The following is a 12045-nucleotide window of genomic DNA, read 5'->3' on the forward strand; positions in this document are numbered from 1 at the left end:
TCGGCGTGCCGCGGTGGCAGGGGCCGGTGTCGGCTCAGGACGACCGGCGGCGTCGGCCCCGCCCGAGGAGCAGGCCCAGGACCAGCCCGCCCAGGGCGGCGGCGAGCGTGGGCCCGTACGTGCGCAGCAGGACCGGCAGCGCGACCGCGCCGAGGTCCACGGCGTCGTCCGTGACCCGGGGGCCGCTCGCCGGCACGGCCTGCGTTGGCGCTGCAGCGGCGGACGGGGCGGCGTCACCGGGCACCGGCTCGGCGGGCGTCTCGAGAGGCGTCTCGAGGGGCGTCTCGGCGGTCGCCTCGGGGGCCGTCCCGGTCGACCCGAGCCGGTCGGCGAGGCAGTCGACGAACTGCCCGAGCAGCTTGTCCGAGACGTCCTGCATGACCCCGCGCCCGAACTGCGCCGGCTTGCCGGTGACGTTGAGGTCGGTGACGACCTCGACGTGGGTCTGCCCGGGCCCCTCCTCGGTCATCGTCGCGACGACGTCGGCGCCGGCGGTGCCGTTGCCGCGCTTGTCCTTGCCGCTGGCCCGGATCGTCATGCGGTGGGCCCCGGCGTCCTTGTCGACGAACTCGCCGGACCCCTTGTACACGAGGGCGATCGGTCCGAGCTTGACCTTGACGGTGCCCTCGAAGGAGCTGGCGTCGGCGTGGGTCACCTGGGCGCCGGGGAAGCACCCGGCCACGGACTCGATGTCCTCGAGGGCGGCCCAGGTCTGCTCGATCCCGGCGGGCACGGTGAAGGAGTGGGTCAGCTGCACGGCAGTCCTCTCATCCGCCGACGGCCGCGAGGACGGCCCGTCGGGTCAGCACGGTCGCGAGGTGCCGGCGGTAGTCGGCGTCCCCGTTGAGGTCGGACGGCGGGTCGGTGCCCTCGGCGGCCCGGTCGCACGCGGCCCGGACGGCCTCCTGGGTGGTGGCCGCACCCACGAGGCCCGCCTCCACCGCCGACGCGCGAAGGGGGGTCGCGCCCATGTTGGTCAGGCCGATCCGGGCCTCGGCGATCGACCCGCCCTCTGTGCGCACCTGCGCGGCGACGGCGACGATCGGCCACTGGTGGGCGATGCGCACGAACTTCTCGTAGTGCGAGCCCCAGCCGTCGTAGGCGGGGACGCGGATCGCGGTGAGCAGCTCGTCCTCGCCGACGGCGGTCGTGAAGAGCCCCTCGAAGAACTCGGCCGCCGGGACGACGCGCTCACCGCCCGGGCCGGTGACGACCAGCTCGGCATCCATCGCCAGCACCGGGGCGCCGCAGTCACCGGCGGGGTCGGCGTGGACCAGCGCCCCACCGAGCGTGCCGCGGTGGCGGATCTGCGGGTCGGCCACCTCGGTGATCGCCTGGTGGAGCAGCGTGCACCGCTCGCGGACCGTCTCGTCGGCGAGGATCTCGTGGTAGGGCGTCATCGCCCCGATCGTCACGGTGTCGCCGTCGACGCGGATGCCCCGCAGCGACTCGATCCGACCGAGGTCGACGACCAGCTCGGGAGCGTTGAGGCGCATCCGCAGCACCGGCAGCAGGGACTGCCCCCCGGCGATCACCTTGGCCTCGTCACCGTGCTCCGCGAGCAGGCCGAGGGCCTCCTGGACCGTCGCGGGGGCGGCGTAGTCGAACTTCGCCGGGATCATCGCCCTGCTCCTTCCGCGGTGCCGCTCATGTCGTCGAAGTTGCCGCCGTCCGGGTCGAAGTGGGGCGCCGCCGCCCCCGTCGTCTCCTCGTCCCTGCCGGACCGCAGCGCCTGCCAGACCCGCTCCGGGGTGCACGGCATCTGGACGTCGTCGATGCCGAAGGGGCGGAGGGCGTCGACGACGCCGTTGACGATGCACGGGGTGGAGGCGATGGTGCCGGCCTCGCCGACCCCCTTCGTCCCCAGCGTGTTGGACGTGGCCAAGGTGGTCGTCGTCGCGGTGTCGAAGCTGATCGTGTCGGCCGCCGTCGGGACGAGGTAGTCGACGAAGCTCGCGCTCACGAGCGTGCCCGAGTCGTCGTGGACCGCCTCCTCCCACAGCGCCTGGGCGATGCCCTGGACGAGGCCACCGTGGATCTGGCCGTCGACGATGAGCGGGTTGATCACCTGACCGACGTCGTCGACGCAGGTGTACTTGCGCAGCCGCACCTGACCGGTCTCGGTGTCGACCTCCATGGCGCACAGGTGCGTGCCGTGCGGGTAGTTGAAGTTCACCGGGTCGAAGGTCGCCTCGGCGTCGATGCCCGGCTCGATGTCGTCCGGGTAGTCGTGCGAGGCGAAGGCCGCGGTCGCGATCTCGGTCAGCGCCACCGACTGGTCGGTGCCGGCCACGCCGAGCCGGCCGTCCTTGAGCTCGAGGTCGTCGGGGTTGGCCTCGAGCATGTGCGCGGCGTAGCGGCGCGCCTTGTCGATCACCTTGTCCGCCGCCCGGACGACGGCCTCGCCGCCGACGACGAGGGACCGGGAGCCGTAGGTGTCCATGCCCTTGTGGGAGATCTGGGTGTCGCCGTGCAGCACCTCCACGTCCTCGAAGGGGACGCCGAGCCGGTCGGCGACGATCTGGCTGAAGGCCGTCTCGTGGCCCTGGCCGTGCGGGCTCACGCCGACGACGACCTCGACCTTGCCCGTCGCGAGCATCCGGATGCTCGCGTGCTCCCAGCCGCCGGCCCCGTAGTCGAGGCTACCGAGCACCCGGCTGGGCGCCAGGCCGCACATCTCGGTGAAGGTCGAGATGCCGATGCCGAGCTGGACCGGGTCCTTGCGCTCGCGGCGCTGGCGCTGCTCCTCGCGCAACGCGTCGTAGCCGAACATCTCCTTGGCCTTGGCCGTGGCGGCCTCGTAGTTGCCGGAGTCGTACTCGAGCCCGGCGACCGAGGTGAAGGGGAACTCCTCGTGCCGGATCCAGTTGCGTTCGCGGACGACGAGCGGGTCCTCGCCGAGCTCGGCCGCGAGCTCGTCCATGAGTCGCTCGATGGCGAAGGTCGCCTCGGGCCGACCGGCGCCACGGTAGGCGTCCGTCCAGGCCTTGTTGGTGAGCACCGACTGCATCGAGAAGTGGTACGCCGGGAACTTGTAGATGGCGTTGAACATGAACGCGCCGAGGACGGGGATGCCCCCGCCGATGAGCGCGACGTAGGAGCCGAGGTCGGCGAGGAGGTCGACCTTGAGGCCGGTGACGTGCCCCTCCTTGTCCGCCGCGAGGGTCAGGCGCTGCCACTGGTCGCGGCCGTGGTGGGCGGCCATCAGCGACTCGGAGCGGGTCTCGGTGTACTTCACCGGTCGACCGAGCTGGCGGGCCACCCACCAGACGAGCCACTCCTCGGGCGTCACCTGCAGCTTGCCGCCGAAGCCGCCGCCGACGTCCGGGGCGATGACCCGGATCTTCGACTCCGGGACGCCGGTGGTCGCCGCGAGCGCGAAGCGCAGGATGTGCGGGACCTGGGTCGCCGACCACATCGTCAGCTGCTCGCCCGTCGGGTCGACGACGACCGAGCGCGGCTCCATGAAGGCGGGGATCAGCCGCTGCTGGCGGTACTCACGCTCGATGAGGATGCCGCCCTCGCGGGCGGTGGCGATCGCCTCCTCGACGTCGCCGCCGGTCCCGGCCTCCTTCGAGTCGAAGACCCAGAGGGCCGACTTGTTGGTGCCGAGGTCGGGGTGCGCGAGCACCGTGTCCTGCGCGGCCTCCTTGAGGTCCAGCGCCGCGGGCAGCTCCTCGTAGTCGATGTCGACGAGCTCCGCCGCGTCCCGGGCCTCCGCCGCGGTGCGGGCCACGACGACCGCGACGACCTCCCCGGCGAAGGTCACCCGGTCGGCCGGCATCGGCGGGTGCGTGGGGGTGACCTGGTCGGGGGTGAGCGGCCACGCGTTGATGAGCACGCCGGCGCTCTCGTCGAGGTCGGCGCCGGAGTAGACGGCGACGACATTGCTCGCCTGACGCGCCTCGCTCAGGTCGACGGCGACGATGCGGGCGTGGGCGAAGGGGGACCGGACCATCGCCACGTGCAGCATGCCGGGCAGGACGATGTTGTCGGTCCAGCGGGTGCGCCCGGTGATGAGGCGCCGGTCCTCCTTGCGGCGGCGGTCGCGGCCGATCTCGCGGGCCGGCGCCTCGGTCGCCTCGGCGGTCATCGCGCACCTCCGGGGGTCTCGCTCGACCCGGCCGCGGTCAGGACCGCGCGGACGATGTTGTGGTACCCGGTGCACCGGCAGAGGTTGCCCTCGAGGCCGACGCGCACCTCCTCCTCGGTGGGGTCCGGGTTGTCCCGGAGCAGGTCGACGGCCTGCATGATCATGCCGGGGGTGCAGTAGCCGCACTGCAGCGCGTGGCACTCGTGGAAGGCGGCCTGCACCGGGTGCAGCTCGTCGCCCTCGGCCAGGCCCTCGATCGTCGTGACCTCCGCCCCGTCCGCCTGGACGGCCAGGACGTTGCAGGACTTCACGCTCCTGCCGTCGAGGTGGACCGTGCAGGCACCGCAGTTGGAGGTGTCGCACCCGATCACCGTGCCGGTCCTGCCCACCACCTCCCGCAGGTAGTGGACCAACAGCATCCGGGGTTCGATGTCATCGGCCACTCTCTGGCCGTCCACGACGAGCTCGATCCTGACCATGGGACCCTCCTGGGGGCGATCATGACGGTGTGATGCGGCTCATGCTGCCAGACGTCCCCGCTGGGGTCACCCCCCTTCGGCCGGTCAGTCCTCGAGGGAGTGGTGGATGCGTCCGGAGCGCTCCGCCAGCGACCGACCGGAGCCGCCCCACCGGTCCGCGATGAACTCCGCGGCGATGCTGATCGCCGTCTCCTCGGGCGTCCGCGCGCCCAGGTCGAGGCCGATCGGGCTGCGGAGCCGGGCGAGCTCGGCCGGGGCCACCCCCGCCTCGAGCAACCGCTCCTCCCGGTCCTCGTGCGTGCGACGCGAACCCATCGCGCCGATGTAGCCGACCTCCGGCAGCCGCAGGGCCACCTCGAGCAGGGGGACGTCGAACTTCGGGTCGTGGGTGAGCACGGCGATGACCGTGCGCCCGTCGATCCGGCCTGCGGCCTGCTCGGCGGCGAGGTAGCGGTGCGGCCAGTCGACGACGACCTCGTCGGCGTCGGCGAACCGCGAACGGGTGGCGAAGACCGGGCGGGCATCGCACACCGTGACCCGGTAGCCGAGGAAGGAGCCGACCCGGGCGACCGCGGCGGCGAAGTCGATCGCGCCGAACACGAGCATGCGCGGCCGCGGGGCGAAGGCCCACACGAAGACCCGCATCCCCTCTCCACGACGCTCCCCGTCCGGGCCGTAGCCGATCGTGGCGTTGTGCCCGAGGGCGAGCTGGCCGAGCGCGTCGTCCAGGACCGCCGCGTCGACGCGCGGGGACCCGAGGGAGCCCTGCGGCTCCTCGTCGGGACGGATGACCACCCGGCGTCCGAGCCACTGCGGGTCCGGGTGCTCGATGACCGTCGCCACGGCGACCGGCCGCCCGGCCGCCACGTCGGCCGCGACCTCGCCGAGCTCGGGGAAGCTCTCGCGGTCGAACCGCTCGACCCACACGTCGAGGATGCCGCCGCAGGTCAGCCCGACGGACATCGCGTCGTCGTCGGAGACGCCGTAGCGCTCGAGGACCGGGGTCCGGGACTCGAGGACCTCCTCGGCGCGCTCGTAGACCGCGCCCTCGACGCACCCGCCCGACACCGACCCGACCGCGGTGCCGTCGGGGCCGACGAGCATCGAGGCACCGGCCGGTCGCGGCGCCGAGCGCCAGGTCGCGACGACGGTCCCGACCCCGACGGGGTGCCCCTGCTCCCACCACGCCAGCAGCTCCGGCAGGACCTCACGCACGGGCAACGACCTCCAACAGCTCCTCGAAGGACCGCAGCGAGTGCCCGGCGACGAAGGCATCCACGTGCGGCAGGGCGGCGACGATACCGGCCTGCACCGGAAGATACCCGTCCTTGCCCCGGTGCGGGTTGGCCCACACCACCCGGTGGGCCAGCAGCTGCATCCGCGCGACCTGCTCGCCGAGCTCCCGGCAGTCGCCCCGCTCCCAGCCGTCGCTCACGATGACCACGACGGCACCGCGGGCCAGGTTGCGGGTGGCCGGCCGGTCGAGGAAGACCCGCAGCACCTCGCCGAGCCGGGTGCCGCCGGACCAGTCGGGCACCTGCTCGCCCGCGCGGACGAGGGCGCGCTCCGGGTCACGGACGCGCAGCGCGTCGGTGACCCGGGTGAGGCGGGTGCCGAGCGCGAAGACCTCGACGGAACGGGCCGCGGGGCCGGCCCGTGGCGCCTGCACGAGCGCGTGCGCCACCCGCAGGAGGGCGTCGGCGTAGGCGCGCATCGACCCGGAGACGTCCACGAGGACGACGACGCGGCGCGGGCGGCTCGCCCGCCGCCGGTGGTCGATCCGGCTCGGCTCCCCCATCCGACGCAGCATCGTGCGCATCGTGCGGTGCGCGTCGATCTCCCCACGGCGCCACGGTGCGCGACGGGTGGCGCGCCGCTCGGGCAGGCGCGGCCGCAGCTCGCCGATGAGCCGGTCGAGCAGGACCTTGTCCTCGGCGCCCAGCCCGGCCACGTCGCGGTGGCGCAGGACCTCCCGCCGGGAGGCGGCCGCCCTCACCACCTCACCGGGGTCACCTCCTTCGACCGGGTCGTCGTCGAGCGGCACCGGGGACGACGCCGTGACCTCGCGCCCCGGTCGCGGAGCCGCGGGCATGCCCTCCGCCCCGGAGAACCACCCGGCGAAGACCTGGTCGAGGCGCCGCAGGTCCTCCGGCCCGGCGCAGAGCGTGGCCCGCGCGGCCCGACGCACGCCCGCGAGGTCGCCCGCGCCGACGAGCGCGGCCGCCTCGAGGAAGGCGGAGGCCCGGTCGTGCGTGACGTCCACCCCCGCCGCGCGGAGGGCGTGCGCGAAGCCCAGCAGCACCTCGTCGACCGCGGGCCCGGTCGCGGAGGGGACGGTCACCCGCCGAGCACCCGGTCGAGGGCCTGGCGGACCCGGTCGGTGTCCTCGCGGTACTTCACGACCGCGCCGAGGGTGCGGGCGGCGACCTCGAGGTCGAGCTCGACCGCCCCGAGGTGCTGCAGCGCGACCACCCAGTCGAGCGTCTCCGCGACGCCCGGTGGCTTGAGCAGGCCCTCGGAGCGCAGCTGCTGCACCGCGACGGCGACCTGCCGGGCGAGCGTCTCGCTGACCTCCGGGACCCGGCTGCGGACGATCGCCACCTCGCGGTCGAGCCCGGGGTGGTCGATCCAGTGGTAGAGGCACCGGCGTTTGAGGGCGTCGTGCAGCTCACGGGTGCGGTTGGAGGTGAGCACGACCGTCGGCGGGGTCTGCGCCCGGATCGTGCCGAGCTCGGGGATGCTCACCGTCCACGACGAGAGCACCTCGAGCAGGAAGGCCTCGAACTCGTCGTCGGCGCGGTCGACCTCGTCGACGAGCAGGACGGCGGGAGCACCCCGCAGGGCCTGCAGCACGGGCCGCTCGAGCAGGAACCGCTCGTCGAAGAGCGTCCGCTCGGCCGCCGCGGCGTCCGGCTGCCCGCTCGCCGTGAGCGCCTCGAGCGTGCGCAGGTGGAGGATCTGCCGCGGGAAGTCCCAGTCGTAGAGCGCCTGCGAGGCGTCGATGCCCTCGTAGCACTGCAGGCGGATGAGCGGCACGCCCTCGATCTGCGCCAGCGCCTGTGCCAGCGCGGTCTTGCCGGTGCCGGGCTCGCCCTCGAGCAGCAGCGGCCGCTGCATCTCCCGGGCGAGGAAGACGACGGTCGCGAGGTCCTCGTCGGCGAGGTACCCGGTGCGGCCCAGCGAGTCCGCCAGCTCCTGCGGTGACGTCATGGGCCGAGGTTACCCACCCGTCCTCCCGCCCGGGCCGACGACGAAGGGCGGTCCCCCCGTGAGGAGGGACCGCCCTTCGTCGTGCGCAGCGGTGGGCTCAGAAGCCCATGCCGCCCATGCCACCCATGTCGTCGCCACCGGGCATGGCCGCAGCGGCCTTCTCCGGCTTGTCGGCCACGACGGCCTCGGTGGTGAGGAAGAGCGCCGCGATGGAGGCGGCGTTCTGCAGCGCGCTGCGGGTCACCTTGGCGGGGTCGATGATGCCCTGGGCGATCATGTCGACGTACTCGCCGGTGGCCGCGTTGAGGCCCTCGCCCGCGGGGAGGTTCTCCACCTTCTCGGTCACGACGCCGCCGTTGAGGCCGGCGTTGGTCGCGATCTGCTTGAGCGGGGCGGAGGCCGCGACGCGCACGATGTTGGCGCCGGTCGCCTCGTCACCCTCGAGCGAGAGCTTCTCGAAGGCCACCTTGGTCGCCTGCAGGAGCGCGACGCCGCCACCGGCGACGATGCCCTCCTCGACGGCCGCCTTGGCGTTGCGCACGGCGTCCTCGATGCGGTGCTTGCGCTCCTTGAGCTCGACCTCGGTGGCCGCACCCGCACGGATGACGGCGACGCCGCCGGCGAGCTTGGCGAGGCGCTCCTGGAGCTTCTCGCGGTCGTAGTCGGAGTCGCTGTTCTCGATCTCGGCCTTGATCTGCGACACGCGGCCACCGATCTGGTCCTGGTCGCCGGCACCCTCGACGATCGTCGTCTCGTCCTTGGTGACGACGACCTTGCGGGCCCGACCCAGCAGGTCGAGCTCCGCGGTCTCGAGGGAGAGGCCGACCTCCTCGGAGATGACCTGGCCACCGGTGAGGATGGCGATGTCGGCGAGCATGGCCTTGCGGCGGTCACCGAAGCCCGGGGCCTTGACGGCGACGGACTTGAAGGTGCCCTTGAGCTTGTTGACGACGAGCGTCGACAGCGCCTCGCCCTCGACGTCCTCGGCGATGATCAGCAGCGGCTTGCCGGCCTGCATGACCTTCTCGAGGAGCGGCAGCAGATCCTTGATCGAGCCGATCTTGGAGTTGGCGATGAGGACGTAGGGGTCCTCGAGCACGGTCTCCATGCGCTCGGTGTCGGTGACGAAGTAGCCGGAGATGTAGCCCTTGTCGAAGCGCATGCCCTCGGTGAGCTCGAGCTCGAGACCGAAGGTGTTGCTCTCCTCGACGGTGATGACGCCTTCCTTGCCGACCTTGTCCATGGCCTCGGCGATCTTGGCGCCGATCTCCGGGTCAGCAGCGGAGATGGAGGCCGTGGCAGCGATCTGCTCCTTGGTCTCGATCTCCTTGGCCATCGCGAGGAGCTCCTCGCTGACGGCGGCGGTGGCCTTCTCGATGCCGCGCTTGAGCGCCATCGGGTTGGCGCCGGCCGCGACATTGCGCAGGCCCTCGCGCACGAGCGCCTGGGCGAGGACGGTGGCCGTCGTCGTGCCGTCGCCGGCGACGTCGTCGGTCTTCTTCGCGACCTCCTTGACCAGCTCGGCGCCGATCTTCTCGTAGGGGTCGTCGAGCTCGATCTCCTTGGCGATGGACACGCCGTCGTTGGTGATCGTGGGTGCGCCCCACTTCTTCTCCAGGACGACATTGCGGCCCTTGGGGCCGAGGGTGACCTTGACGGCGTCAGCGAGGGTGTTCATGCCCCGCTCGAGGCCGCGACGGGCCTCCTCGTCAAAAGCAATGAGCTTTGCCATTCGGGTGGTCCTCCACGCGAATCGAAGGGTCATGACCGGGGGCGCCCGCGACGGACGAGGTGCGACCACGCGGCTCACGTCACCGTGCGTTCACACCCCTCACCTGACCGGTCAAGGATTGTCACTCTCACCGGGAGAGTGCTAACGCCATTATTGGCACTCTCACCGGGAGAGTGCAAACGTCACCCCGCGCGGCGGGACGAGGACGAAGGGGAGCGCACCCCCTTCGTCAGGTGCGGGGGTGGTGGTGCTCGAAGGACGCCCGCATCCGGCCGTCCTCGTCGGAGGAGACCGGGTCGTCGAGATCGGCGACGAAGACCGCGACGAGCTCCCGCGCCGGGTTGTCGTGCGCGGCGGCGAGCAGCGCACGCCAGGCGCCGAGGTTGGGGTGCTCCCCCGGCGTGGCCTCGGCGGGCTCGAGCCCTTCGACGGCGGCCTGCAGCTGGAGGGTCGAGACGGGCAGGGTCGCCGTCGAGCCGTCGTGGTGCAGGACCGAGGCGAGCACGACCGCCGAGAGCCCGTGCCGGCCTCCGGGGAGATTCACGTGCGGGAACTCGAAGTCCGGGTCGCTGCTCGCCGGCGAGATGCCGACCGCCCACGCGACCGGCTCGCGCCAGCCGTCGATGCGACCGGCCAGGTGCTCCTTGATCGCGGCGAGCCCCTCGGGGGTGCTCCAGTCGAGTGCGCTCATGCCACCCACTCTGCCAGCCGCGGCGGCCGTGCGGCTCAGGCCTCGAAGCCGAGGCGGCGGGCGCTGCGGGTGCGCTGGCGCTGGTCGCGCAGGCGGCGCAGCCGCTTGATGAGCATCGGGTCCTCGGAGAGGGCGGCCGGGTTGTTGATGAGGCCGTTGAGCACCTGGTAGTAGCGCGTGGAGCTCATGTCGAACAGCTCCTTGATCGCCTGCTCCTTGGAGCCGGCGTACTTCCACCACTGGCGCTCGAAGGCGAGGATCTCGCGGTCGCGGTCCGTGAGCGGGACCGAGGGGGTCGGCGCGGCGGTCTGGTCGGCGAGGTTCACGCGACGCACTGTACCGACCGAATCACATGAATGTCATTCCCCCGGCGTGTCGGCTGGACACCCGCCCCTCCCGCTGTCACGTGCGCCCCCTTCGCCCCACCCGTCACATCCCCGACCGGTCCGCGGTCGCCTCGCGCGGGGGCCCGTCAGACCATCGAGTCGAGGATCGCGGCGATGTCCGCCGTGGTCGTCTGGGGGTTGACGATCGCGAAGCGCGCCAGGGTCTCGCCCTCGTGGTTGGTCGGCACGACGAAGGCGAACTCCTCCTCGAGGATGCGGTCGGACCATGCCGCGTAGTCCGCGGCCGTCCAGCCGATGCGACGGAAGACGACGACGGAGAGGAAGCGCTCACCGACGAGCTCGAGCTCCTCGCGCCGGTGGATCTCGGCCTCGGCGAAGGACGCGACGTCGAGGGTGCCCTCGACCGCGGTCGTGTACGCCTCGGTGCCGTGGGTCGCGAGGGAGAACCAGAAGGGCAGCCCGCGCGCCCGTCGGGTCAGACCCACGGAGTAGTCGGTGGGGTTCCAGTCGGTGGCCGCGGTGAGCACGTCGAGGTAGCCGGCTCGTTGCGTGTGGGCGTTGCGGGCCGCGGCCGGGTTGCGGTAGATCAGCGCGCAGCAGTCGAAGGGGGCGAAGAGCCACTTGTGGGGGTCGACGATGAAGCTGTCGCAGTGCTCGATCCCCGCGTAGAGGTGCCGGACCGAGGGCGCGGCCAGGCCCGCCCCGCCGTACGCCCCGTCGACGTGGAACCAGATGCCGAGCTCGCGGCACACCTCGGCGACCGAGGCGAGGTCGTCGATGATCCCGAAGTTCGTCGTCCCCGCCGTCGCGACGACGGCGAAGTAGGTCTCGGGGCCGCCCTCCAGGAGGACCTCGCGGAGCCGCTCACCCGTAAGCCGGCCGCGCTCGTCGGGCTCGACGGTCGTCAGCTCGGCGTCCATGACGTCGCAGGCGGACTGGATCGAGGAGTGCGCCCCGCGAGTGGTCGCGACGCGGAAGGGCCGCTGCCCCTCGGCCGCCGTGCGACGGGCCTCGGTGCGCGCCGCGACGAGCGCGGAGAGGTTGCCGATGGTGCCGCCGGGGACGAAGACGCCGCCCGCCTGGGCCGGCAGGCCGATGAGGTCGGAGATCCAGCGGAGCGCCTGGTTCTCGGCGTACACGGCGCCCGAGCCCTCGAGCCAGGAACCGGCGTAGATCGAGCTGGCGCCGACGACGAGGTCGAACATCGCGGCGGCCTCGGTGGGGGCGCACGGGATGAAGGAGAGGTAACGCGGGTGGTCGACGGACAGGCAGGCCGGCGCCAGGACCTCGGCGAAGAGGTCCATCGCGGCGTGGCCACCGAGCCCCGCGGCGGTCACCGTCTGCCCGGCCGTCGCCTCGAGCTGCGCGAGCGTGCGCGGACCGTCGAGCGGGACCGGGTCGAGCTCGAGCCGCTCCTTGGAGTAGTCGAGGACGATCTGGGCCAGCTCGGCCAGCGAGGTGTTGTCGTCAGGGAATCCGTGCACGGGGGCACT

At 72.6% G+C, this 12045-nt stretch carries 11 protein-coding genes; all 11 read right to left on the reverse strand.

What is annotated here, in order from left to right:
- Positions 1 to 34 precede the first annotated feature (34 nt).
- Positions 35 to 757 carry an SRPBCC family protein gene (locus tag ABC138_RS15150; RefSeq protein WP_345914212.1) on the reverse strand — a complete coding sequence of 241 codons (723 nt, stop codon included), beginning with the start codon at positions 755 to 757 and terminating at the stop codon, positions 35 to 37.
- A 10-nt stretch (positions 758 to 767) separates the two neighbouring features.
- Positions 768 to 1622, reverse strand: a complete 855-nt coding sequence (locus ABC138_RS15155; RefSeq protein WP_345914213.1) for a xanthine dehydrogenase family protein subunit M — start codon at positions 1620 to 1622, stop codon at positions 768 to 770.
- Positions 1619 to 4093, reverse strand: coding sequence for a xanthine dehydrogenase family protein molybdopterin-binding subunit (locus ABC138_RS15160; RefSeq protein WP_345914214.1), 2475 nt, complete (start codon positions 4091 to 4093; stop codon positions 1619 to 1621). Before ABC138_RS15160 ends, ABC138_RS15155 begins: the two co-directional genes overlap by 4 nt.
- Positions 4090 to 4572, reverse strand: coding sequence for a (2Fe-2S)-binding protein (locus ABC138_RS15165; RefSeq protein ID WP_068424497.1), 483 nt, complete (start codon positions 4570 to 4572; stop codon positions 4090 to 4092). The genes ABC138_RS15160 and ABC138_RS15165 overlap by 4 nt, the downstream gene beginning before the upstream one ends.
- A gap of 84 nt (positions 4573 to 4656) precedes the next feature.
- Positions 4657 to 5787, reverse strand: a complete 1131-nt coding sequence (locus ABC138_RS15170) for an XdhC family protein (protein ID WP_345914215.1) — start codon at positions 5785 to 5787, stop codon at positions 4657 to 4659.
- Complete coding sequence (locus tag ABC138_RS15175; RefSeq protein WP_345914216.1) at positions 5780 to 6913, reverse strand: VWA domain-containing protein; 1134 nt, start codon at positions 6911 to 6913, stop codon at positions 5780 to 5782. Before ABC138_RS15175 ends, ABC138_RS15170 begins: the two co-directional genes overlap by 8 nt.
- Positions 6910 to 7782 carry a MoxR family ATPase gene (locus ABC138_RS15180; protein WP_345914217.1) on the reverse strand — a complete coding sequence of 291 codons (873 nt, stop codon included), beginning with the start codon at positions 7780 to 7782 and terminating at the stop codon, positions 6910 to 6912. The genes ABC138_RS15175 and ABC138_RS15180 overlap by 4 nt, the downstream gene beginning before the upstream one ends.
- A 97-nt stretch (positions 7783 to 7879) precedes the next feature.
- On the reverse strand, positions 7880 to 9514 hold the full coding sequence (gene groL, locus ABC138_RS15185) for a chaperonin GroEL (RefSeq protein ID WP_068326743.1): 1635 nt from the start codon (positions 9512 to 9514) through the stop codon (positions 7880 to 7882).
- A gap of 229 nt (positions 9515 to 9743) precedes the next feature.
- Positions 9744 to 10205: a hypothetical protein gene (locus ABC138_RS15190; protein ID WP_345914218.1), complete on the reverse strand. Its 462-nt coding sequence runs from the start codon at positions 10203 to 10205 to the stop codon at positions 9744 to 9746.
- Positions 10206 to 10240: 35 nt separating this feature from the next.
- A complete protein-coding gene (locus ABC138_RS15195) occupies positions 10241 to 10540 on the reverse strand; it encodes a DUF3263 domain-containing protein (protein ID WP_345914219.1) in 300 nt (99 codons plus the stop codon).
- Between the two features lie 137 nt (positions 10541 to 10677).
- The gene (locus ABC138_RS15200; protein WP_345914220.1) at positions 10678 to 12036 is read right to left on the reverse strand and encodes an aminotransferase class V-fold PLP-dependent enzyme; all 1359 of its coding nucleotides are present in this window, start codon (positions 12034 to 12036) and stop codon (positions 10678 to 10680) included.
- Positions 12037 to 12045: the final 9 nt, after the last annotated feature.

This window comes from Janibacter sp. LM (assembly GCF_039631275.1).
Lineage (GTDB): Bacteria > Actinomycetota > Actinomycetes > Actinomycetales > Dermatophilaceae > Janibacter > Janibacter terrae.